A 23,866-nucleotide genomic window follows, 5' to 3' on the forward strand; every position below is an offset into this window, starting at 1 on the left:
CAGCCAGTAGGGGCACCCCCCTCAAAAGCAACCGCGATCGCCGCTCTGGCTAAAGGTAAAGGCAGAGGGCAGCAGGCAGCAGGAAAGCTTTTCTCTTAAGAGCTGGCAGCTATTTGAGTATCTCAACGCGGCTTGGCTGTAGCTATAACGCTTGAATGTCAGCCCCAAGCGCCCCTTCTGCCCGCTAGGGCTGGTTAGCACTAGGCGATCGCTCCCCAGCCCATTGAGGGGCTGACCCACCTTTTGCACAGTAGGAGTTCATTATGAGTAAATCAGGCGCAGACAGCACAGCCATTTCACCCCCGGCGGGTACGGGCAGGGTTGCTGGCATGGGAGAAGCTTTTTCGCTCGATCTCAACAGCGGCCAAAGCAACTTTAGCGTTCCCTTTGAGCTACCAGCAGGTGTGGCAGGCTTTAAGCCCACCTTAAAGCTAGAATATACCCACGGCAATGGCAACGGGCCGTTTGGGTTAGGCTGGCGGCTGCCTCACCGCTGCATTGAGCGTCGCCTCGATTTTGGCGTCCCCGGTGTGGGGGTTAGCGAACGATTTTTAGATACCGATGTTGAGCTACGGCAAACGGCTGACGGCAGCTACCGACCCATACGGGAAATGGCATTTAGCCACTACCAGCGGCGAGACGACCATTGGGAAATTGTCGAAAAGGACGGCAAACGAGCCTACTTTGGCCTAACCGCCGCCGCCCGAGTCAGCGATCCACACCAGCGCGATCGCATCCAAACCTGGCTGCTAGAGCGCGAAGAAGACGTCAACGGCAACCGGATTGACTACGACTATGCCACGCTAGATGGCTATCCCTATCTGGTGGCCATTCGCTATGGCAAATTTGTGGTGCGTCTGAGCTATGAAGCCCGTCCTGATCCCATCATCAACGGGCGGGCGGGTTTTGTCCGTCGGCTGAGCCAGCGCTGTCACAGCCTGAGCCTACACCTAGCAGCCGACAATCGCCCGATACGCACGCTGGCGCTCACCTATACCCAGGCTCCCTTCAACGCCGTTTCGCTCCTCACCCGCCTGCAACTGGCTGCCCACGGTCACGGCCAGCCTGACGGGGTGAAAAATCCGCTAACGCTTAGCTATAGCAGCTTTGATGCCAATAACCTCAGCATTCAATGGATAGAAACCGCCCCCGGCACACCCGCTCCACCACCGCTGAGCGATCGCGAAACCGCTCTGTTAGCCTTAGACGACCTGCCCTTACCCGGCATTTTAGCCAACCGCAATGGACGCCAGTATTACTGGCCAAACACAGGTGAGGGGCACTGGGGTTTACCGCGATCGCTTGATCAAGCCCCTTTTGCGGCTTCTTTTGCCGCCGATGGCGTGCAGTTTGTCGATATGGATGGGTCTGGCTCAGCCGATATGCTGGTAGGCGTGGGCAGCAATCCCCTCAACGGCTACTACGAAAACGACGGTGCCGCTGGGTTTGGCAGCTTCAGACCCTACCCGACTCAGGCGCGGGTGCTGCCCCCCTTTGAAAGCGGTCGGGTGCGGCTCTATGACATTGAAGGCGACGGTCAGGTAGATGCCATCTACAGTGCTGGGCGCGGCCTGGTGAGTTTTTACAATCAGGGGCGATCAGGATGGACGCCGCCCACCCTCACGGCCAACACCCCCCAGGTTAGCTTTGACGATCCGCTGGTATTTTTGGCCGATATGACCGGAGATGGACTGCCCGATCTGGTGCGAGTGCGATCGGGCCGGGTTGAGTATTGGCTCAATCTGGGACATGGTCGCTTTGGCGATCGCGTGGTTATGGCTAATAGCCCTCGCCTCGCAGGTATTCACCGCTCCCCTGAACAAATCAAGCTCTTTGACGTCGATGGAGACGGCTGTAGCGATCTGGTGCGCATCTCAGCCCAGGGCATTGAACTCTTCATCAATCAATCCGGCCAAGCCTTTGCTGCCCCCCAAACCTACACCACGCTACCCATCCCCATTCCAGAAAGCGTTCGCCCGGTCGATTTGCAAGGTCGCGCCGCCACCGGACTGCTTTACAACAGCCAGCGGCGCGGGCAAAGCAGCTATGTCTATGTCCACTGGGATCAAAGCACACCCGCTTATCGGCTACACCGCATTGACAACGGCGTTGGTTTAGTCAATGACATTACCTATCAGCCCTTGGTCGAAATGGCGCGGCAAGACCACCAGGCCGGACGACAATGGCAAACTTATATGCCTTTTCCCCTCTGGGTGGTTAGCGCCACGCGGGAAAGCGATCAGGTTTCTGGCCGCGTAGCCGAAACCCAGTACCGCTACCACGAAGGCCACTTTGACCCCCTCTTTCGCCGTTTTCAAGGTTTCCGCCAAGTCGATCGCCGAGAAATTGGCGACGAAAGCCGCGCCGACATTTTGACTAAATTTACATTTTTAATGAATCAGGCAGCGGTTCCCGGCCACAGCCGCGAACATGCCCACCTCGATCGCCTGTTGACGCGGGTTGAAACCTTCAGCTTAGACGGCTCGCCGTTAGCCATGCAGCCTGAGCGCATCGAAGAAACTGAATACGACTTCCAGCCGCTAGAAACCTTGCCAGATGGCACTCAGCGGGTCTTTGTCTTTGCCCAGGTGACGCGTAAACGCTATCGCGATCGCACCGCAGACGAACGGGTTGAAGAAATGACCTACGACTACGATACCTTCGGCAACGTTATCCGCGAAACCAAACGCGGCTTTGGCCGCGAAAACGGCCAGAGCGTCGCTGAAAAAGTCTTGATCACCGAGATCGGCTATGCCAGCGATCCGCAAAATCGGCTGTTCAAGCCAGCCCACATTATCAAACGCAACGCTGCCCAACAGCGGGTGAGAGAACTGCATCGCCTCTACGACGGGCTACCCCTCGGTCAGCTTAGCCGAGGCTTGCAAACTCGCGAAGAAGTCTGGGTAATGGCCGCCGCCGACTTTGATCAGCACTATCGCGGCATGGACACAGCAGCGCTGGGCTACTTCCACCAGGTCGATCTAGAAGGCGAGGCGGCTGTTTTTGCCTTGCTGAAAGAAACCACCTACACACCGGAAGGCAACCGGGCGACTGAGCGCACAGGTGGCGGACGCACCCATGAAAGGGTCTACGATGCCGATCATCTCTATGTCATCAGCGAAACCGTCAACGGCCAAACCACCCAGCAGCGTCTAGAGCCAATTTATGGCAAACCGCTGGAAATTCGCGGTCATAACGGTGCTGTCGTGCGGCTTGCGTACGATGCCTTTGGCCGCACCACCGCCTACATGATTGCTGATGATACCCCCGCTAACCCCACTCGCCAGATCAGCTACGACGATCGCGCCATTCCTAACGCCCTGTCCGTTAGCTATCGCATCAGCCCAACCGAACGGCTAGAAACCGTCAGCTATCGAGACGGCAGTGGCAAAGAGCTGCAAAAACGCGTCGAGCGACAGGCTGGCGAAGTCGTCGTTAGCGGTTGGCTAGAACAAAACCCCTGGGGTCAAACCCGCCGCGAATTTGAACCAACGCTGAGCCAAACCCTGGCCTATGCTCAACCAGACACCACTACCGCTGCTTCGCGCCGCACCTTTTATGATGCGGCAGGTCGGCCCATTCGCAGCCTAGACTACAACGGTGGCTTGAGTACAGCCAGCTATACGCCGTTTGAAATTATCCTGGCAGACGCCAACGACACAGACCCCAATCAGCCCCCGACCCCTCGGCGTGAACGCGTTGATGTCTGGAATCATCGCACTGAAGTCATTGAAGCAGGCGATATTCGCACCGCCTTTGAGGTGGGCTTGTTTGGTGAATTGCTCAGTCTGGCAGATGCTAACGGCATCATTGCCCGTTACCAATACGATCAGCGCGGCAACCGCCTGATGATAGACCACCGTGAGGCAGGGCAACGACAGCAGTGGTTTGATAGCCATAACGATATTGTGCGGACGCTAGACGCGGCAGGCCATGACGTCAGCGTGAGCCGCGATCGCGAAGGCCGTATTCGCAGCGTGAGCCACAATCATCAGATCGTTGAACAGTTTAGTTACGACGATCTAGCCCCCGGTACAGATGGACGCATGCAGCAGGCCATATATGACTCAGGCCAACAGACGTTTAGCTACGACGATCGCGGTCGTCTGATTCAGCATACTTACACCATCGGCACTCAGCAGCTACCGCTCAGTTACGAATACAACGACATGGGCAAGCCAATCGCGCTCACCTACCCCGATGGCACCCGCCTAGAGCGTACTTACTATCGCAACGGGATGACCCGCCGGATAGAAGGGGTGATCGACGAGGTGATTTATGACGCTCGCAACTTGCCCACGCGGATCGCTTTTGCCAACGGCGTGGTTACAGAAATTGCCTATGAACCTGGCGTAGGCTGGATCGCACACCAGCGCACCGTCGATCGCAACGGCACCGCCCTAGAAGACGTGCACTTTAGCTATGATCAGCTGCATCGTTTGGTGGGTCTGCAAGATACAGCCCCCGGCAGTTCACAAGCCGCGACTTATAGCTACGATGCCCGCGATCAGCTTCAGCAGGTGAGCGGCCATGACAGCAACGGTAACTATAGCTTCCACTATGCCTACGAAAACGGCTACAACCTCACCCATATGGGCGAGTCAGACTGGCAGTTGCACTATGCTGAGCCACAACGGCCCGATCGCTTAAGTGCGATCGCCCGTCCTAGCGAACCCTTGTTTAACGTTAGCTACAGCAGCAACGGCAACCTCCTCACTCTCCCCGGACGCCAATTTGTCTACAACTTCAAAAATCAGCTCACCCAAGTCAGCCTTGAAGACGGCACTGTCGTACGCTATGAATACGATTTTCGCGGTCAGCGCACCCGCCGCGAAATCAGCCGCAATGGCACCACCACCGAAACCCTTTTTGTCGGCGATTTAGTAGAGCGACGAGCAGGGCAGTTTGCCAACTTTGTCATTTTCAACCAAATGCAAATTGCCCTACTCTGGGCCGGACAACAATACTGGCTCCACAAAGATCGCCTGGGCAGTACCCGCTTTTTTAGCGACGAACTGGGTAACAAAAAAATTGCCCAAATTGCTTACCATCCCTTTGGCAAAGAGCGGCAGCGCCAAGGGGTTCAGGTGCAACAGCAATTTGCAGCCCACCCCGTCGATCAGCAAATTGGCCTGGTCTTTATGGGTAGACGCTGGTACTCACCCGAAATAGGTCGATTTTTGACGCCAGACCCGCTTTATCTTTACCAGCCGGAACGCGCCAAAAGCGACGTCAAACAACTGCGGCTCTATACCTACGTCGGCAACGATCCGCTCAACAAGGTCGATCCCACAGGCTTATCCTTCTGGAGTGTACTGGGAGCCATTGTTGGCGTTGTCGTTGGCATTGTGGTTGCTGTTGCGGTCGCCGCCGCCTTTGCCACTGGCATTGGCTTTGGGATATTGGCCATTGTGGGGGTGATCGGGTTACTGACAATTAGCTACGTAGCCGCCAGCGCCAACCAAGACAATAACTTTGGCGAGTTTATGCGCGGCTTTATGATTGGCTTTAACGCTGGCATGAATGCCACCTTGCTCACTTTTATGGGCGCGGGTGTGCTGGGGGTCGTCATTGGGGTGATTAACTTTCTGGCGGCGTTTGACACCATTGCCAACAGCGAGGTTTATCAAGGCATTTTAGGCTGGTCTAGCTGGCTGATGCCGATGTCATGGCTGGCAACCGGAATTGGCCTGATTTTCTTTGTGCTCAATGGTTTAGCCGCTCTTTTCACCCTCAACCAGGTGGAAGCCGTGCGGATTGAAAGCCTGTCAATTGACTGGGGCACGGGCACGATTGTCACCGAAGGCGGCTTTCTCTTTCTGCCAGGGTTTAACGGGGGCTATAACCTGGGCAACTTTGCCTACGTCACTCCCGGTAGCACAGTCGTTGACCATGAAACGGGGCACACCCTAAACGTGGCCGCCTTTGGCAGCATCTTTCATTTTATCGGCGCGATCGATGAAAACGTCGTACAAACCAACCCGGCTGATGCCTATGCCGAACGGCTAGCTGAGTCTAACGACCCGACCACCTTTGATCCTGACATTATTCCTATGTGGGTATAGGTCGTCTGGTTTATACCGATTCTTCAAAAGAAAGGTATAGATGAGACTGACGAAACGTCTGCAGAGCAAAGGCTGTTCAATTCAAAATCGAAAATCCAAAATCGAGAATTGATATTAGCCAGTTGTCGAAGAAGGGGGACTTCCTTTTTGCCAGGGGAAAGTCCCCTTTTTGGCGTTTGTGGCGATCGCTAAAGGCAGGCAGAAGGCAAAAAAAAGCGTTTCTCTCAGGGATTTTCAGCCATTGAAGGGTTTCAACCTAATGGCGACAGCTACAACAGCGCGTTTAGCCAACAACACCCTATTGGGCTATCTGGCGCAGGCGATCGCGGTCTAACAAAGTAATTTGAGTGCCTTCTACCAAAATTAAACCGTCACAACTCAAGCGATAAAGCACCCGCGAAAGCGTTTCTGGGATCGTGCCTAACAGCGAGGCCAGTTGTCTTTTGCTGAGATCAAGTTTGACCAGGTTGCTATTGTCAGCTTGGGCACTGAGCTTGAGCAAGTAAGCGGCCAACCGTCCGGGCACTTCGCGTAAAGAGAGATCATCTACCAGATGGGAAAAACGGCGCAAGTGGCGAGCAAAGCTTTTGAGCAGGTTGAGGGTCAAGGCTGGATTTTGCGCCAGACGTTCTAAGAATAACTGGCGTTGAAAAAACAAGACGCTGGTTTTTTCCAGCGCCGCCGCAGAAGCCGGAAATGCCTGACCGTCGAAAGCAGGCACCTCAGCAAAGTGGTCGCCTGTGCCAAAGACGTGCAAAATTTGCTCTCGACCACTGCTTGAAAGTTGAAACACCTTCACGCGTCCCAACCGTACGATATAAAAGCCGTGGCTTTCATCCCCCTGATGAAAAAGCGCTGCTCCTTTGTCATAAACCTGCAGACGAGCCAGCGAGCCAATTTCGATCAGTTGCGGTTGCGGTAAACCTTGAAAAATTTGTGTCTCTGCCAAGAAATCACACCAGTCAGACAGAGAAGCCGCATCGAACATAGGGCACTTAGCTTGTAGAATGACCTGTCTTTAGCTTAAACAGGGCTGTTGAACCCCCAGCTAAATCGGCAGAAAGTCTTAAGCCCCAGCGATCGCCCTGCAACCGCAAACAGACTGCCACCGTACCGCCTGAAATTTCAAGCCCCAGTCACCGCTGATGACGGGTTCAAACGGCTTAAACAATTAATCAGGCGCTGCTTTTGACTTAAGTCAAGGTAATTTTTAGCCCACTTACCTAAGGTGTAGCTAAAGGCAAAAGGCAAAAGGCTAACGGCAGAGTGAAAAGTTCTCTGTCAGTGGTTTTCAGCCATTTAAGTGCCTTAACCCTAGTGGCCTACAGATAGCGGAGAAAAACTTTCTATGTTTTGTGAACAGTGTGAACAAACAGCCAGCGGCGACGGCTGCCATCAGTTTGGTGCCTGTGGCAAAAGCCCAGAAGTCAATGCCATCCAAGATTTACTCATTCACTGCTTGCGAAGTTTGGCTCCTTTGGCGCTTCAGGCTAAAGAGGCGACTCTAGACACCCATGTCATTGATGTTTTTACCTGCGAAGCTCTGTTTGCCACCATGACAAACGTGAACTTCAACCCCAGCCAGCTAAAAGACTATATTCAACGGGCGATCGCCTATCGCGAAGCTCTCAAAGCGCAGTTGCAGCTTGTTTTTCCGTTACCTCAATGGCCAGCGATCGCAGATTTTTCACCCGATTTAGAAGCCGATCTCAGCGAACAGGGAGAAGCCATTGCGCTGAAGTTTATCAGTCAGGTGGGCAAAGATGCAGTTGATATTTTTTCGCTCAAGCTCACCGTCCTCTACGGACTCAAAGGCGTCGCTTCTTATACCTTTCATGCTTATGAAGTTGCTCAAGAAGACGAAGCCGTCTATCGCTTTATTTATCGAGGACTCGACGCCCTGCGGCAAACAAACATGAGCCTGACGGATTGGGTGGCACTGGCTTTAGAAGTTGGCGCTATCAATCTGCGGGCAATGGATCTATTAGATACTGGCCACACCCACACCTTTGGCAATCCTGTGCCAACAACCGTACCGCTCAACCCCAAACTCGGCAAGGCAATTTTGGTCTCAGGCCACGATATTCGTCAACTAGCCGCCATCTTGCAGCAAACAGCAGACAAAAACATCACCGTCTATACCCACGGTGAACTGCTACCAGCCCACGGTTATCCCCAGCTCAAGCAAACGTATCCTCACCTCTATGGTCACTACGGTACCGCTTGGCAAAATCAGACCAAAGAATTTGCCAAATTCCCAGGCGCAGTTGTCATCACCACTAACTGCCTCATGCCGCCTCACGACAGTTACAGCGATAAGCTTTTTAGCATTGGGCCCGTCAGCTACCCCCACCTCACCTATCTAGCCGCTGAGGCAAACGGCATTCCAGACTATACACCCGTGATTGAAAAAGCGCTTGCGCTCCCAGGTTTTACCACAGCAACACCGCCTAAGTCTGTGAAGGTGGGATTTGCCCATAATGCTGTCCTCAGCGTCGCTGATACCGTCATTGAAGCCGTCAAGCAAGGCAAAATCCGTCACTTTTTCCTGGTGGGTGGCTGTGATGGCGCTAAACCCGGACGCACCTATTACACCGAGTTTGTCGAGCAGGTTCCCTCTGATTGCGTAGTACTCACCCTGGCCTGCGGTAAGTTTCGCTTCTTCGATCGCGATCTTGGCGAAATTGCTGGACTGCCCCGTTTAATGGATGTTGGTCAGTGTAATGACGCTTACTCGGCGATTCAAATCGCGATCGCTTTAGCCAATGCCTTTGAAGTGAGCGTTAACGAACTGCCGCTCTCCATGATCCTGTCTTGGTACGAGCAAAAAGCAGTCGCCATCTTGCTAACGCTGCTGCATCTGGGCATTCAAGACATTCGTTTAGGGCCAACCCTACCCGCCTTCATCTCAGCTAACGTGCTCAAACTGCTGTCTGAAACTTACCACCTCCAGCCCATCACCACTCCAGAACAAGATTTAGCCGCTTGTCTGGCATAGGTTACCGGGCGCTTAACTCAATGAAGTTAGAGAAGTCTGGCTCAGGTTCAAAGCTTGAACTTGAGTCAGATTTTGCTGGCTCACTGGAATCTCAATGATAAATTCAGCGCCTTCTCCCGGCCTAGAAACACATTGCAAAGAACCTTGATGCTTTTCGACAATGATTTGATAGCTAATCGACAGTCCCAACCCCGTTCCCTTACCTGCAGGCTTCGTCGTAAAGAAGGGGGTAAACAATTGTGCCTGCAACGCTTCGGCAATGCCAGGGCCATTGTCTTTAATCCGAATGGCAATCCGGTGCAAATCGACAGCCTCAGTGACAATGTGCAGCATAGGATCTGAAGCAGCATAAGACAGCCGCTCAAGGTTATCGTGCAAAGCATCGATCGCATTGCTCATCAAATTCATCAAAACCTGGTTAAGCTGTTCGGCATAGCACTCCACCATCGGCAAATCGCCATAGCGCTTGACCACCTTAATTGCGGGTCGATTTCCTTCGGCTTTGAGGCGATGGTTCAAAATCAGCAGCGTACTTTCTAGAACATCGTGAATATCGACGGCAGCAGGTCTAGCCGTATCTGCCCGCGAAAAATTTCGCAGCGCTACGCTAATATTTTGAATCCGCTCTACCCCAACCTGCATGGAAGCCAATATTTTGGGCAAGTCTTCAATTAAGTAATCTAAATCAATTGTCTGCGCGTGATCTTCAATCTCGCTAGGGGGTTGGCAGTAGTGCTGTTGATAGAGTTGCAGGTGAGCTAAAAGCTGATGAATATAGGCTTGAACATGGGGTAAGTTCCCCGCCACAAAGCCAACGGGGTTATTAATTTCGTGGGCAATCCCCGCGACAAGCTGCCCCAAACTGGCCAATTTTTCACCTTGAACCAGTTGTACTTGAGTCAGCTGAATTTTTTGTAGCGCCAGAGAAAGCGCCTCGGTTTGTTCAGCGAGTAAATGGTTTCTGGTTGCTAGGGTTTGGTTAAGCCCCTGCAATTTCAGATGCAGCCGAATCCGGGCAAGCACTTCTTCTTGCTCAAAAGGCTTGGTAATGTAGTCAACGGCTCCCAATGACAGACCTTTCACCTTATCAGCCGTTTCTGCAAGCGCCGTCATAAAGATGACAGGAATATCGGCCGTTTTTGCGTCTCGCTTTAATCGGCGGCAAGTTTCAAAACCATCAATACCCGGCATCATCACATCTAGCAAAATCAGATCCGGCGGTGCATAAGCTACCTTTTCTAAAGCACTTTCTCCATCTTGAGCCACCAAAGCCTTAAGCCCAGCATCATCAAGAAAATGACAAAGCACGCCTAAATTAGCGGGATTGTCATCCACAATCAGAATGGTTGGGTTGGCCAAAAGTTCTTCGCTCACACTCATCTCCCACTGCGGCATTGACGGATCAGCTCCAGTAACTCTTTTTCTTGAAAACACTTTGCCAAGTGCTCTAGCTTTTGGGCAAAAGCACTCAAGCGCTGATCGCGCTGCTGCAGATCTTGAGCATAATGCAGAATTTCCTTGAGATCGCCTTTCATAGCAAAGTCATAGAGGGCTTCAACGTCTGCCGCAGCAGGCACCGTCCAAGGCAGGTGAGCCGCTTCAGACATCGCTTCGGAGGTTGCCGTAGCCACCCCTGCTTTTGGCTCATAAACCCATGTAATCGCCAAATGTTTCTCTAGCTGGGCAAACAGTTCTCTCACCTGCACAGGCTTGGGTAAAAAGTCGTTAGCTCCTGCTGCCAAACTTTTTTGCTGGTCAATATCAAACACACTGGCGGAGGAAACAATGATGGGCAGGTCTTGAAAGCTAGGTAGCTGACGAATTTTTTGAATCAGTGTTAAGCCATCCATTTCCGGCATGGCTAAATCTGTAATAACGGCATGCGGCTGGCGCTGCTTCACCTGATTAAACCCATCCTGACCATGAACCGCCTCGTAAACGACAAAGCCAATCGGGGTTAGTAGATTGACGAGAACAGAGCGATTTTCCCATTTATCATCAACCACTAAAATGGTTTTGGCTTCGCCGCTATAGCCCAGGATGCTGCCCTGTTCGGTGACAGCAGCGTTAGCTGCCCACTCCCGCGCCTCTGGCAAAACTAAATCGAACCAGAAGAGGCTCCCTACACCGGGCTGGCTCTGAACTTGTATGGTACTGTCCATCATTTGCATAATTTTCTGGCTGATGGCGAGTCCCAGTCCGGTTCCTTCCGATTTTTGAGTGCTCTTACCTACCTGCTCAAACGGTAAAAATATCGCTTTGAGCTGGTGAGAGCTGATGCCTGACCCAGTATCTTCCACTTGAAAGCGGACAGTGTGGTAAGCGGGGGGCTGAACCCGCAGCGGCTGATCCCCGTCGGCATTGGAGCGGGTCTGCGCCGAGACAGACGGCGGCTGATCGGTTTGGCCCAAATGGCTAACCGTGAACGCCACACGGCCACTCTCGGTGAACTTAATGGCATTGCCTAACAAATTGAGCAACACCTGCCGCAAACGCTTTTCGTCAATATGAACGCCCATTGGCAGTTGAGCAGCCGTTGGCAGGTAGTCAAAGTCAATGCCCTTTTGCTCAGCCCGAAGGCGGCAAATTTCAACCACCCCTTGCAGAAAAGAAGGAAAATGGACGTCGTGGGTATGCAGCTCCATTTTGCGGGCTTCAATCTTGGCGAGATCAAGCACATCGTTGATCAAGGTGAGCAGGTGAGAACCACACTGATACACAATTCGAACGGCGTCTCGTTCTGGCGGCGTCAGCGTTTTAGAGCGATCGAGAATTTGGGCATAACCCAAAACGCCATTGAGCGGCGTCCGTAGCTCGTGGCTCATGTTCGCGAGAAACTCACTTTTCGCTTGATTAGCCGTATCGGCAGCTTCTTTGGCCTGCTTCAGTTCGGCGGTTCGCTGTTTGACCCGTTGCTCTAGGTTTTCGTTGGTTTTTTCTAGCGCTGCAAACGAGGCTTGTAGCTGCTTGGCCATACTGTTAAAGGCTTGTGCTAGCGTTCCTAGTTCGTCGTCGCGCCGAATCTGTACCTGCTGGTTTAAGTCGCCTTGGGAGAGGATAGCGGCGGCGGTGGTCAGGCGGCTAATGGGCTGTAGCATCCGACTGGCAATCAGCCAGGTTAACGTTCCGACCCCTAGAGCGGCTAAGGCTCCAACGGTAAAGGTGAGGCTCCAGAAGGCTTGCTCTTGCTGCAAAACTTCGGCTTCTTGCTGTAGCGTGATGATGCCCCAGCCGTTGTCTAGCCGCAGGCCGTAGGAAAACCATTTTAAGCCTTGCTCGTCTGTAAAGGAAAAGATGCCTTTTTGACCTTTTAGGGTGGCTTCAACGGGTGGGTAGGTACTTAAGTCTTTAAGCTCTGCGGAAAATTCCGGCAGCGGGTGCGCTAAAACCTGTCCGGCTTCATCGACTAAGAAGGCATAGCCAGTTTCTCCTAGCCGCACGGCACCGACTTGCTCCGCTAAAATCGTCAGCGTTGTACAAAGGACAGCCACCCCTGAGATGGTTTGAGCAGGCTGGCGGATGGCGGTTGAGAGGCAAAGGGCTGGCTCATTGTTGGTGCGGCTGATGAGGGTTTGACGGGTGATGTTAGCCCCCGTTTTAGCCCCTAAAAACCAGGGGCGATCGCCGTAAAATATCAGCTCAGCGTCGTCGTTACGAGCAACATTCCTGCCGTTTAGATCGGTGGTACTGGCGAGATAGAGGTGCTCATAGGTTTGGCTCATGGCCACCAGCACAGGTTTTTGTCGCTGGGGATCCATGCTGACAATATCGGGTTGCCGACTGAGGCTTTGCAGCGCCAGAATGTTCATTTCTTCCCAGCGGGAGACGCTTTCTGACAGGGCGGCGGCTTTGAGCGCCATGTTGTCTTTAGCGTCTTGGCGAATAATTTGAGCGGCGTGCGAACTGGCATACCAAATAGCCGCCAGCATCGGGGGCACGACCCCTAGCAACACAAGAGATGACAGGCGAAAGCGCAAGCTGCGAAAAAAAGCTGGTTTCATCAGCAATGGCCTAGCCTCGACGATTCATACGCACAGTTCTGAGTCTCCCACTGTTTAACCCCACGCGGGTACTCGGTGGGTCGTCGCTGGGATGCCCCACTTTTTTATAAGTTTCCCAGGCTAGATTTGCCCCCACCGACTCGTCAGACAAGTTTAGTGTTGATTTCCTCAGTTCTAGATAAGGAATTCATGAAGACGCGTCGCTCAGCAACATCAAACGGGCTGGATCTAGCATCACCGACCACGGCAAGGGTAGGGTCTGCAAAACCGCCCATTTTTCTTTGAAGACTTCTGCCTGGAGGTGATAGTCCTGTGAGTGGGTGGGGGGCTGATTGAGTTTGAGGTAAAGGGTGACGCGGTGGGGGGTTTCGCTTAGGGTGGTGAGCCAGCAGGCAAAGGTGTTGGGGGTAGGGGGATGGGTGGCCGATAGCCAAAAGGTCGCCGGGGACGATAAAGGCGCAGGCGATCGCAGAGATGGGTTTAAAGGTTCTAGCGGTTCTGCCGCCCGTTCTTCTGGCGGGTGGTGGCTTGACGGCGGAGCGGCTGGCCGCTGAGCCAGCGCTTCTAAAAAGCCAAACTGATGAGCCCGCATGCCAATGTGGGTCAGCCGCTGTGGCATAGGCGCGGCCACTTGGAGGGTGCAGTTCCAATCTAAGGCTTGAACAGTGGTAGAACCCACTGGCACCGCCCGCGAAATATTTTTGCAGCCTGTAATGCGAGCGGCACTAACGGTTTGGGGGTTTTCTAAAACAGTTTGCTTTGCGTCATAGACACTGGCACCGCCTTGATCCATCACCAGCAGCTTGCTACAAAGGCGGTAAGCTTCTTCGATATTGTGGGTGACAAACAGCGTAATTCCTGGAAATTGGGCTAACCGCAGCCGCAAGTCGCGCTCAATCAGGTAGCGCAGATGGGTATCTAGCGCTGAAAAGGGTTCATCTAGCAGCAAAACTTCGGGCTGGCTGGCTAAGGCTCTGGCTAGGGCAATTCGTTGCTGCTGCCCACCCGAAAGAGCCGTAGGATAGCGATCGCCCATATCGGCTAGCTGCACCGCCTTTAGCTGGGTCGCTACGGCCTGCTGCTGTTGACGGCTAGATAACCCTGGCGGTAGCCCAAAAGCAATATTTTGCGCCACGCTCAGGTGAGGAAACAGGGCATAGTTTTGAAACAAAATTCCCACCCGGCGATCGCGCATGGGCAAATTAATCCCCTGGGCTGAATCGAACAGCACGCGTCCATTCAGCACAATCCGTCCGGCATCGGGCGTTTCAATGCCCGCAATACAGCGCAAAATTAAGCTTTTGCCCGCCCCAGAAGCCCCCAGCAGACCGAGGGGTTGGTGATCGCTAGAGAAGGTAACCTTAAGGGTAAAGTTGGGTAGGTGTTTGGTGAGGCTGACATAGAGGTGGGGAGTTGCAGCCGCCACACTAGGCCGATAGCGGCCCTTTGAACGCCCCGGCAGCGTCACTGGCCAGCCTGGGGTTAGCCACTTGGGCAGATGCCCCCCATCTGCTCGACCAAGCCGCCAGCCATTGACCCCCATTAAGCCTGCCAGCGCGATCGCCAAAATCACCCCCGTCCAAACAGCCGCCTCCCGAAAAGCACCTGCCTCAACGGCAAAATAAATTGCCATCGGTAGGGTTTGCGTTTTGCCAGGGATATTTCCGGCTAGCATGAGCGTCGCCCCAAATTCGCCTAAAGCCCGCGCAAAGGCCAGCGTCGTACCCGCCAGAATACCCGGCAGTGCCAAAGGCAGGGTAATCCGCCAAAATAGCCGCCATTCAGAAGCGCCTAAGGTACGGGCAGCTTGCTGCAAGTTACCGTCGATCTGGTTGAGCGCCCCCAAGACAGTTTTGTACATCAAGGGAAAGGCGACAATCGTAGCGGCGATGACAGCGGCATACCAGGTAAACAACAGGTTGAGGCCAAAGCGGCTAAGAAAATGCCCCAGTGGGCCATTTTTACCCAGCAGCAGCAGCAGCAAAAAGCCCAACACCGTCGGCGGCAATACCAGCGGTGCCAGTAAAAAGCCCTCCAGCAGCGATCGCCCCCGTCCCCGGTATGGGTGCATCAACTGCGCCGCCGCAATTCCCAGCACAAAGGTAATGGCTGTCGCTAACGAGGCAATGCGCAGAGAAATCCAAAGGGGCGATAAATCGAGCATAGAGAGCTAAAAGCAGAAGATTGGGGGTAGAGGGGAAGCTTTTCTGTGAGGGGCTTGCCGCTATTTGAGTGTCTCAATGCGGGTAGCGATCGCGCTGGCAGGCAACTAAAGACGACCAAAACCAAATTCTGCAAAGGTAGCCTGAGCCACCTCCGTGGTCAAAAAGTCAATAAAGGTTTGAGCCGCCTCGGTTTGATCGCTGGTGTGAATAATGGCGATGGGATAGACAATGGGGTCGTGTGCATCTGCTGGAGCCGTGGCTAACACCTTGACTTGATCTGATAGCGCCGCATCGGTGGCATAAACCATGCCTAGCTCGGCATTACCGCTTTCGACCGCCGCTAGAACGCTACGCACATTGTTGCCAAAGACAAATTTAGAGTCTAAAGCGGCTAGCAGCCCCAGCGTTTCAAACACCTGCTGAGCATATTGGCCAGCGGGGACGCTACGAAATTCACCCACCGCAAAACGGGTGAGGGGGATGGTTTTCAGTTGGCTCAGATCAGCGATCGCCAGCGCAGAATTTTGCGGCGCAATCAAAACCAGCGTGTTTGTTACCAAGTCTCGGCGCGAGGCCGCCACAATCAGCCCTTTGGCGGCTAGAGCATCCATTTGCTTGCTGGCAGCCGAGAAAAAGACATCAACCGGGGCACCTTGCTCAATTTGCTGCTGCAAAGCACCGGAAGCCCCAAAGTTGTAGTTGACGCTAATCTGCGGATGAGCAGCGTTAAAGTCGGGGGCGATCGCCTCTAAGACCGCCTGCAAACTAGCCGCCGCCGAAACGGTCAGCGTTACAGCCGGGGTGGGGGAAGTAGCCGAGGACGAAAGCTGAGTCTGGCTACAGGCAACCGTCACCAGGCAAGCGGCTAAGCCCGCTAAAAAAGGGGGGAGAAATTGGCGACGTTTCATCTCTCAATTCCAGATTGATCCGTAACTAGACTTGGGGATAAAGCCCCAGTTGATGAGCCAGTTCGCGAGCCACAAACACCAAAAACTTGGCCGTTTCAGGGTTGTCTTGGTGGGCAAAGTAGCTGGCGACTTGCATTAAGGTTTGCACAAATCCAGCATCTAAAAGTTCAGGTTCGGCATTGAGTACGGTGGGTTCATCGCCGTTGGGGCAGGCCAGCAAGCGATCGATCAAGTCGAAGTAGCGGGCTTGGCGAGGGTCTAGCGTAGTGGGGTTGGCAGAAGCTGTCATGGGTATGACCTCGAAGATTTAGGTAAGGGGGGTCGCTTGGTACTGCGGCGGTAGAGCATCGGGAATAAGCGAAGGATAAGCGGGCGCTAAATCTTTAAACAGAACTGTGCTGAGGTAACGTTCGCCAAAGCTGGGCTGAATCATAACAATTAGCTTGCCAGCATTTTGACGACGCTGGCCGACTTGAATCGCCGCCGCCAGGGCGGCCCCTGAGGAAATGCCCGATAGCAAGCCTTCTTCACGAGCCAAGCGACGGCTAAAGGCGATCGCGGTTTCGTCCGCCACCTGCACCACTTCATCAATCAGATCCACCCTCAGCACAGAGGGCACAAAGCCAGCGCCAATGCCCTGAATTTTATGGGAGCCAGCCGAGCCACCCGATAATACCGGGCTGCTAGCAGGCTCTACGGCGATCACCTGCAAGGTGTCTTTGCTCGGTTTTAGCCTTTCGGCAATCCCTGTCAGGGTACCGCCTGTGCCTACCCCGGCAACGACGATGTCTACCTGACCCTCGGTATCGGCCCAAATTTCTGCAGCCGTTGTTTCCCGGTGAATTTGAGGATTAGCCGGGTTTTCAAACTGCTGCGGCATAAAGGCATGGGGCAAATGAGCAGCAATTTCTCGCGCTTTGGCGATCGCGCCTGACATTCCCTGGTTGCCGGGGGTAAGCACCAGTTCAGCCCCGTAGGCTTTGAGCATTGCTCGCCGCTCCAAGCTCATGGTTTCTGGCATCGTCAGAATCAGGCGATACCCCTTGGCGGCTGCCACCATTGCCAGCGCAATGCCCGTATTGCCAGAAGTAGGTTCTACCAAGACGGTGCGATCGGGGGCGATCGTCCCTGCCGTTTCAGCCGCCTGGATCATATTAGCCCCAATTCGATCTTTGACCGAAGCCGCCGGATTCATGCCTTCTAGCTTGACTAAAATTTGAGCCACACAGCCCTCGGATTGGGGAATGCGGTTGAGCTGAACCAGGGGCGTTCGACCAATGAGCTGAGTGATGTCCTGAGCGACCTGCATGGTGCGTTTTTCTCCCAAAATTTAATATGAGAACAGTTTTTGTCAGTCTCTGCGGTTAAGGTTACGCGGCTAATTATGGCAACGCCTTCGCCCTTTTTATCCAAAGCGAGAAAACGTCAGAAAAATTAGTCAGTCACTATTTTTCTAAATATCTAATTGTTAAGCGGCGACAAAATAAACCGCAGCGAACCGCACGCGTTCAACAAACTCTATTTAGAGGATGGTTGCAAAGCTATTTGCTGCGTAGCAAAACGGTTTAGATCTCCCTAAATCCCCCTTAAAAAGGGGAGACTTTCAAGCCGATTCCTGCCTTTTCAAGGTTAGGATAGATCGATGAGTGTCAAAATCACAACCATAGGCTTTTCAAACAACCTCTTAGCTAGTATTTCACCAAACTATCAGCTATAAAACTGTATAGTTAAATTCAAAATAAAGCCTTTTAATAGCTTTAATAAAATAAACAAAAGTCTTAAATAAATCAAAAAGTTTTGGTCGTAGGCTGGGCTAAAACCAAATTATAGACATCAAAAAACTCAATGCTCTAGTTTCAGGTTTTAGATTTAAACTAAATAGGGTTTTGGGTGATCTTGTTGGCCATTTGTCGATAAGAGAATGTTTGAAAAGTCCTATTCTGTGTGGCAAAAGTGGAGATCCCCCCAAATCCCCCTTAAAAAGGGGCTTTTAAGCCTGCTTTTTAAGGAAGGCAGGGAAGATCAGCCGGTGTTCAAAGCTACAGCAGATCACGTGTTAAACGCCCGCTAAACCTCAATGCCAAATTCTCTAAAGTTAGAAAAATTGAGAGAATTTGACTAGATGTGCTAGCCAATGAGAATTGGGTAAAGCAATTATTTTTTATTGCTTAAGATCCAAACCAAAAGTTAGTTTTGCTATCAGAATTAAAAGTATAGCTGTAGTCACCCGCGTTGAAAAACTTAAATGGCTATAAGTCGCTAACAGAAAAACTTTTTGGCCTGCTGTCTTTAACCTTCTGGCTTTAGCTATATCCCATTTTCTGCTTTGTCTTTATCGCAACTTAACTGCCCAGTGCATTAACCAAGCGTTTGAATCGAGTTAGTCAATTTTGAGGTTTTTTATGCAAATTAGTGCCCGAAATACGCTTAAAGGTACGGTTAAATCGATCGAAGTCGGAGCCGTCAATACGGAAGTGGTGCTTGAAATTTCTCCCGGTTTAGAAATTTCTGCCGTGATTACAAAAGCTTCGGCGGAACGATTAGAATTAGCCGTAGGCAGCATAGCCTATGCGGTGATTAAAGCCTCCGATGTTATGGTGGCGATAGATTAGCGTTTACAGGCGACAATATGATACAAATGCCAGTATTTTTCTTCCCCTAAGGCAGTTTTGCCGGGGTGTTCTTCTTCTTTGAGCAGTTCTATTTCAAACGGGTTCAAAAGCTGAACAAGCTGCTGGCGCGTGTGATAGCTCAAATCGCGATAGGTTGCCCAAGAGTCGCGATCGCCAAAAAGATGACCACAAAATCGGCCACCGGGTCGCAGCGCGGTCACCATTTCATCCCACAGTTCTGAAAAGTGATGAGGTGGACAAAAAGGTAAGCAAAAACTGGCATTAATCAGATCCACATCCGGCGGCAGCGTTAAAGACTCAAATCGCTGTACCCGTGTTTCTAGGTAGGTGCGATCGATATCTTGACGCTGCCGCAGGCGGGCGATCGCTTCGGGTTCCCCATCAATTGCCAAAACTCGCCAGTTACGCCGCAGCAGTTCTACCGTATCGCGGCCATCGCCACAGCCCAAGTCCACGGCAAATCCGACAGCCGATCGCGCCGGGGGAGGGGTTTCAGGGGTAAAGCGATCGAGAGCTGTCAACAACGTTTCGCGCGGGGGACGCCCTGCTACGGCTCGATAATAGTCAGCCCATCGACGTTGAAATTGAGGCGAGTCGATAGCGGCGGCTTGATTAGGATCCATTTGCCATCGATTCCAAAAGTGACACATTTCAGTTTAGACGAGGCAACCTCGCTCCTGAATGTTTAGCAGACGGGACACAGCAGCCATAAGCAACGATGTCCCGTTTCGGGGCTGAACGCTGAGAGGCTCGTTACAGACAGTAGCTTAGGTAGCCACCGCTAGCGGTGCGTAGGAATGGCAGCCTTTGGGGCAAACGCGATCGCAAGCCTGACAGCCAATACAGTTTTCCGCCTTGGCAATGCTCATTACCTTGCGTTCAACTTCGTCATCATCTTCGTCTTCATCTACGACTTCGCCTGCGTCATTCAGGGCAATCAGAGCCATCACACCCCGACCACACGCCTTGAAGCAGCGTCCACAGCCCAGACACGTATCCCAGTTGATCTTTTGCAAAAACTCAGGCGTCCAGGGCTTGCGGCCAAAGGTTAAACCAGTCAAGTAGGTCATTTTCAGTTCCTCTCTGGCAGTGGGTTAGCGGTTAAGAAGCTTGCAAAACAGTGGGGCGATCGCTGGGTAAACGGACATAAATAGCCCGCACCATCTGAGCCGTGAGCGCCAAGCGGCCAGACGCCGTTTTCACCACAAATTTGGGATGGCGCTGCTCTAAGGTAATCGCGGTACCCGGCTCCAGACCGATCGCCTGCAGTTGGGCGAGGGTATAAGCATCCGCTTGGGTAAATCTAGCGATGATGCCCTGTTCGCCAATACTCAGGGTTTGGAGCGAAGCCCCCGACAGGGTAAATCCGACCAGCATACGAGTTCTCCAGGGAACAACAACAGAACCTCTAGTGAAAAGCAGAAGGATGAGGGATGAAGGCAGGCTTTTCGGTCAGCGCTTGCCGCTATCTAAGTTGCTCAACGCTGATGGCTACTGCTATAGCCTCAAACTAGATAAGCTTCCATGTGGGTTTTAATCGTGCAGTCAGAGCGCGGATAAGCAGAGCACAAAACCACAAAGCCCTTGGCGATTTGCTCGTCGTCTAAAAAGGACTGATCCTCCTGGTCAATTTCGCCTTCGACTAGCTTGCCAACGCAGCTAGAGCAAGCTCCTGAGCGGCAGGAAAAGGGCAAGTCAATGTCGTTTTCTTCCGCCGCGTCAATGATGTAGACATCATCTTCGACGGGGATGGTGATATCGAGACTGCGCTTTTTGTTGATTAAGCGAACTTGGTAGGTAGTCATGGTGGGTTAAGGGGAGAAGGGTTTAGGGGAGAGGGGGGAAGGGGGGAGGCCGTGGTTGGGCTGACTCTTTACGGTTGACTATGTACGACTGGCGGCCTAAGAGCAGGGGACGCCTGCGGGGCTACAATCTCCGGCTTGGAAGGATTTGCCGCAGCCGCAGGTGTCGGTGGCGTTGGGGTTGGTAAATTTAAAGCCGCTTTCGAGCAGGCTGTCGATATAGTCCACCACAATGCCGTCTAGCAAAGGGGCGCTGTGGGGATCGACAAAGACTCTAAGACCACCCGATTCAACGATTTTGTCTTCTGGGTTGGGGGCATCGGCTACTTTGATGTCATATTCGTAGCCATTGCAACCACCGTCTTTGACGGCGAGGCGAATTCCCCGTTCGGGTGTGTAGTTGGGGGTGCCGCGCACAAAAGTACGCAGACGGAGTTCAGCCAGTTCGGTTAGGGTGACAGTCATGGGAGTGATGTAGGCGTAAGGGTGAATTGAACAGGGAAAGCGGGGCTAGCGGGGGGGTGCTGGGCAAGTTTCTTTGGCCAGCGGTCGGCAATGGCGGCGTAGGAGACACAGGCGGGGGCAGGTGGGTTTTAGCCAGCGATCGCCGCTAGAAGCACAGGTGGGAAAGATGAGCAGCCCTAACAAAAGACCTGTTTTTAAGGGCAAGGGAGCGATGATTAACCCGGTCAGTAGGCAAATCAAGGCTGATAGGCTGCTGAGTAGCCGACTAATATCGTCGGTGTGGGTTTGGGTGAACCGCCAAAGGGCGATCGCCAGCCCCATTAAAACTAGAGGACTCCAGAACATGGCGAGAGCAGAATTCAACAAAGGAAAAAAGGAGCGATCGCTGCGGCTAGCCAGACAACCCTACAGGCAACCGCTTAGCCAGCGGCACTTTAGCGATCGAGCCGCAGACGGGGCAATTCGGATCGTGGTAGGGGTGCCGCTTAGCAAATTCAGCTTGAGCCAAATCCATCGTCAGCAGTTGCCCCAGTAGGGGTTTCCCCAACCCGGTGATCAGCTTGATCGCTTCTAACGCCGCCAGACAGGCCAGCGTACCGGATACGGCTCCGAGTACCCCAAACCCCCAGCGATCCCATTCCGGTTTTTCTGGAAACAGACAGCTCAAGCAAGGGGTTTGCCCCGGTACCATCGTCGTTAGATAAGCTTCCATGCCGTTCATAGCCGCTTCGATCATCGGCTTGCGCCAACGTACACAAGCGGCATTGAGCAAGTCTCGTTCTTTAAAGTCGAAGGCACAGTCTAGGGCGATGTCGGCTTGCTGCACCAGCCGATCAATGTTTTCAGCGCTGACGTATTCGCATACAGCCTCAATGGCAATATCAGGATTAAGCTGGGCTAGCGTGGCTTGAGCTTTGAACACTCTGGGCTTGCCTACCCAGTCATCAGTCATCAGCACTTGGCGATTCAGGTCGTCGCGTTGCAGGTTGCCCCCGCGCACCAAAATCAGCTTGCCAACCCCGGCAACTGCCAGGTACAGAGCCGCTGTGCCACCCAATCCCCCAACACCTGTGACCAGGGCTGTTGTGTTTTTGAGCTGTCGCTGCCCAAGTTCGCCCAAACCGGGCAGCATCATTTGGCGGCGATAGCGTTCAACTTCAGTGGAGGTGAGAGAGGGCAGCATGGTCAGTGGCCGGGGGTGAGGAGCAAAGGAGTAAAGGCGCGAGGGATGAGGGCACTATTGTTCGGCACAGGGTGGGCTAAACAATCACGACTGCCGCTCTATTCCACAGCAATGTCTGAGAGCATGACGACGTTTTTGGGCTTAGCTTGAAAGACTTTGAACAGCTTTTGTTCAACCCCAGAAGAGGTTAAAAACAGGTTGTAAGCGGTTTGCAAAGCCTGCTGATAAGCCATTAACTTTTGCCCTGCGGTTTGTGACTTGTCTTCACTAGCAGCCTGTACCAGTTGAGAAAATTTCCGCAGAATATGCAAGCGGTTGATATTTACAATGTGAGGATCGTAGGGTAAGTCAAAAAACTCAAAATATTCTTCTGCATCTTTGAGCTGATTGAATTGAGCTAGCGTTTTGGTAGCAGATGTCATTGTTTGGCCTCCAGAGTTTTCAACTGTTGCTTGAGGTCACGCAACTGGCAGTAGATATCGTAGGTACGAGCAGCGATCGCAGGGAGTTGATCGAGATCAGCGGGCAGTCCTTCAGCAATATCGTGAAGATCCATCTTCATCTGACCCGCTTTGCTGTTGAGCTTTTTAATTTGGGTTTTTAGCTCATCTAAAGTGAGAGGATCAGCAGCTTGTGGCATAGCGCTTAAAGGAAGAAATAGGGTTAAACATCGCAGACTTCAGGAAAACGTCTGGCTAAATCAACGCCTTTTTGCACCAGCTTTTCACCTTCGGCGTTGAGCTTTTCCAAAGAGTCAAAGCCAAAGCGTTGGGCATCTCGCAAGGTTTTAGAAACCAGAATCAAGCGGCCTGAGAAAATGAGCGCCCAACCAAAGCCTTCATGGCTAAGGTCAATCACGACTTGCGAAAGTCGTCCGGTTTCTTCTTCAATTTGAGCAGCGATCGCCCGATAGAAAGCTAAAATTCGGCCTAACGTAATCGGGTCTACATCTCCTTCTACCGGAATTTCTCGGCGTTGCTTTTTGGAAAGAATATAGGGCTTAAGTAACAAGTCATCAGCCCAATTTCGGTAGGTGCCATAGGCATCATTAGCTCGAATTTGTTGCACAATTGCCTTCAAAAAAGGAGAACTGTCAATCAACAAAACGGTGTCTAAAGCGGTGGGTGTTTCAACAGGACTCATACGGTTACTTCCTCTTCGTTAGTTTCAAACTCGTCTTCAAAGCTACGGGGCTGGCTCTTTAGCAGTGCCTTGCGCAGCCAAGGGGGTGGGCTACCTTTGAGGGTTTGCACCAATCGGCTCAGCACATCTGCTATTTCGTCTGCTTCAGATTGAGCCTTAATCGGGGTAATATTTTTGCGAATCAGCCGCGCCGCCGCACTTCCCCCAATTGCCGAAACGTAGACAATGGTGCAGTCTTGCAAAGCGACCAGCTTTGGCTCTAGCTTGTCTTCATTACCGTCTTCCTTCAAATCACCCTGAAATTCCAGCGTTTCGAGGAAGGTGTAACTCTCAGCGGTGACTTCGTAAACGTCAATTCGCTTAGCCCAGCCGAAGTGAGCATTAATATGAACGGCATCATTAGTGGTGAATGCGATTTTCATCAGTTATCTCCTTGTGATCAGATGAGGAGGGGAGAAGGGGGTAGGGGAGAAGGGGGGGAGAGGGGGAGAGGGGAGAAGGGG

21 protein-coding genes are annotated in these 23,866 nt (G+C 52.6%); 3 read left to right on the forward strand and 18 right to left on the reverse strand.

Annotated elements, in window-relative coordinates; all coding sequences use genetic code 11:
• Nucleotides 1-263 precede the first annotated feature (263 nt).
• Nucleotides 264-6,065 carry a SpvB/TcaC N-terminal domain-containing protein gene (locus tag ACTS3T_RS13060; RefSeq protein ID WP_462935102.1) on the forward strand — a complete coding sequence of 1,934 codons (5,802 nt, stop codon included), beginning with the start codon at nucleotides 264-266 and terminating at the stop codon, nucleotides 6,063-6,065.
• Between the two features lie 298 nt (nucleotides 6,066-6,363).
• On the opposite strand, the gene ACTS3T_RS13065 is transcribed toward ACTS3T_RS13060, so the two are convergent.
• Complete coding sequence (locus ACTS3T_RS13065) at nucleotides 6,364-7,053, reverse strand: Crp/Fnr family transcriptional regulator (protein ID WP_462935103.1); 690 nt, start codon at nucleotides 7,051-7,053, stop codon at nucleotides 6,364-6,366.
• Between the two features lie 360 nt (nucleotides 7,054-7,413).
• On the opposite strand from ACTS3T_RS13065, the gene hcp reads away from it, so the two are divergent.
• A complete protein-coding gene (hcp, locus tag ACTS3T_RS13070) occupies nucleotides 7,414-9,063 on the forward strand; it encodes a hydroxylamine reductase (RefSeq protein ID WP_462935104.1) in 1,650 nt (549 codons plus the stop codon).
• Between the two features lie 12 nt (nucleotides 9,064-9,075).
• On the opposite strand, the gene ACTS3T_RS13075 is transcribed toward hcp, so the two are convergent.
• The 6 genes from ACTS3T_RS13075 to cysK form a co-directional block, all read right to left on the reverse strand.
• Nucleotides 9,076-10,458: a sensor histidine kinase gene (locus tag ACTS3T_RS13075; RefSeq protein WP_462935105.1), complete on the reverse strand. Its 1,383-nt coding sequence runs from the start codon at nucleotides 10,456-10,458 to the stop codon at nucleotides 9,076-9,078.
• Complete coding sequence (locus ACTS3T_RS13080) at nucleotides 10,440-13,064, reverse strand: hybrid sensor histidine kinase/response regulator (RefSeq protein ID WP_462935106.1); 2,625 nt, start codon at nucleotides 13,062-13,064, stop codon at nucleotides 10,440-10,442. The genes ACTS3T_RS13075 and ACTS3T_RS13080 overlap by 19 nt, the downstream gene beginning before the upstream one ends.
• A 187-nt stretch (nucleotides 13,065-13,251) precedes the next feature.
• Nucleotides 13,252-15,228 carry a molybdate ABC transporter permease subunit gene (gene modB / locus ACTS3T_RS13085; RefSeq protein ID WP_462935107.1) on the reverse strand — a complete coding sequence of 659 codons (1,977 nt, stop codon included), beginning with the start codon at nucleotides 15,226-15,228 and terminating at the stop codon, nucleotides 13,252-13,254.
• 105 nt (nucleotides 15,229-15,333) lie between these two features.
• Nucleotides 15,334-16,137 carry a molybdate ABC transporter substrate-binding protein gene (modA, locus tag ACTS3T_RS13090; RefSeq protein ID WP_462935108.1) on the reverse strand — a complete coding sequence of 268 codons (804 nt, stop codon included), beginning with the start codon at nucleotides 16,135-16,137 and terminating at the stop codon, nucleotides 15,334-15,336.
• Nucleotides 16,138-16,162: 25 nt separating this feature from the next.
• Nucleotides 16,163-16,426, reverse strand: coding sequence for a hypothetical protein (locus ACTS3T_RS13095; protein WP_462935109.1), 264 nt, complete (start codon nucleotides 16,424-16,426; stop codon nucleotides 16,163-16,165).
• Between the two features lie 18 nt (nucleotides 16,427-16,444).
• Nucleotides 16,445-17,446: a cysteine synthase A gene (cysK, locus tag ACTS3T_RS13100; protein WP_462935110.1), complete on the reverse strand. Its 1,002-nt coding sequence runs from the start codon at nucleotides 17,444-17,446 to the stop codon at nucleotides 16,445-16,447.
• Nucleotides 17,447-18,539: 1,093 nt separating this feature from the next.
• Here cysK and ACTS3T_RS13105 point away from each other — a divergent pair.
• Nucleotides 18,540-18,749, forward strand: coding sequence for a TOBE domain-containing protein (locus tag ACTS3T_RS13105; protein ID WP_462935111.1), 210 nt, complete (start codon nucleotides 18,540-18,542; stop codon nucleotides 18,747-18,749).
• Here the strand turns inward: ACTS3T_RS13105 and ACTS3T_RS13110 are convergent.
• From ACTS3T_RS13110 to nifX, 11 genes are all read right to left on the reverse strand, one after another.
• Nucleotides 18,746-19,393, reverse strand: a complete 648-nt coding sequence (locus ACTS3T_RS13110) for a class I SAM-dependent methyltransferase (protein WP_462935112.1) — start codon at nucleotides 19,391-19,393, stop codon at nucleotides 18,746-18,748. The genes ACTS3T_RS13105 and ACTS3T_RS13110 overlap by 4 nt on opposite strands.
• A 144-nt stretch (nucleotides 19,394-19,537) precedes the next feature.
• Entirely contained in the window at nucleotides 19,538-19,840 is a 303-nt protein-coding gene (fdxB, locus tag ACTS3T_RS13115; RefSeq protein WP_462935113.1) for a ferredoxin III, nif-specific, read from the reverse strand.
• A gap of 31 nt (nucleotides 19,841-19,871) precedes the next feature.
• Nucleotides 19,872-20,147, reverse strand: coding sequence for a FeoA family protein (locus tag ACTS3T_RS13120; protein ID WP_462935114.1), 276 nt, complete (start codon nucleotides 20,145-20,147; stop codon nucleotides 19,872-19,874).
• 128 nt (nucleotides 20,148-20,275) lie between these two features.
• Nucleotides 20,276-20,575 (reverse strand): 2Fe-2S iron-sulfur cluster-binding protein, encoded by a 300-nt coding sequence (locus ACTS3T_RS13125; protein ID WP_462935115.1) that lies wholly within the window; start codon nucleotides 20,573-20,575, stop codon nucleotides 20,276-20,278.
• A 96-nt stretch (nucleotides 20,576-20,671) separates the two neighbouring features.
• Nucleotides 20,672-21,037 carry a HesB/IscA family protein gene (locus tag ACTS3T_RS13130; RefSeq protein WP_462935116.1) on the reverse strand — a complete coding sequence of 122 codons (366 nt, stop codon included), beginning with the start codon at nucleotides 21,035-21,037 and terminating at the stop codon, nucleotides 20,672-20,674.
• Nucleotides 21,038-21,082: 45 nt separating this feature from the next.
• Complete coding sequence (locus ACTS3T_RS13135) at nucleotides 21,083-21,382, reverse strand: hypothetical protein (protein ID WP_462935117.1); 300 nt, start codon at nucleotides 21,380-21,382, stop codon at nucleotides 21,083-21,085.
• Between the two features lie 46 nt (nucleotides 21,383-21,428).
• A complete protein-coding gene (locus ACTS3T_RS13140; RefSeq protein WP_462935118.1) occupies nucleotides 21,429-22,220 on the reverse strand; it encodes a HesA/MoeB/ThiF family protein in 792 nt (263 codons plus the stop codon).
• A 98-nt stretch (nucleotides 22,221-22,318) separates the two neighbouring features.
• Nucleotides 22,319-22,642, reverse strand: coding sequence for a nitrogenase-stabilizing/protective protein NifW (nifW, locus tag ACTS3T_RS13145; RefSeq protein ID WP_462935119.1), 324 nt, complete (start codon nucleotides 22,640-22,642; stop codon nucleotides 22,319-22,321).
• Complete coding sequence (locus tag ACTS3T_RS13150; RefSeq protein ID WP_462935120.1) at nucleotides 22,639-22,860, reverse strand: CCE_0567 family metalloprotein; 222 nt, start codon at nucleotides 22,858-22,860, stop codon at nucleotides 22,639-22,641. The genes nifW and ACTS3T_RS13150 overlap by 4 nt, the downstream gene beginning before the upstream one ends.
• Nucleotides 22,861-22,883: 23 nt before the next feature.
• Nucleotides 22,884-23,363, reverse strand: a complete 480-nt coding sequence (locus ACTS3T_RS13155; RefSeq protein WP_462935121.1) for a NifX-associated nitrogen fixation protein — start codon at nucleotides 23,361-23,363, stop codon at nucleotides 22,884-22,886.
• On the reverse strand, nucleotides 23,360-23,785 hold the full coding sequence (nifX, locus tag ACTS3T_RS13160; protein WP_462935122.1) for a nitrogen fixation protein NifX: 426 nt from the start codon (nucleotides 23,783-23,785) through the stop codon (nucleotides 23,360-23,362). The genes ACTS3T_RS13155 and nifX overlap by 4 nt, the downstream gene beginning before the upstream one ends.
• Nucleotides 23,786-23,866: the final 81 nt, after the last annotated feature.

Source organism: Almyronema sp. (assembly GCF_052168255.1).
GTDB classification, from domain to species: Bacteria; Cyanobacteriota; Cyanobacteriia; order Phormidesmidales; family Phormidesmidaceae; genus Sphaerothrix; species Sphaerothrix epifaneia.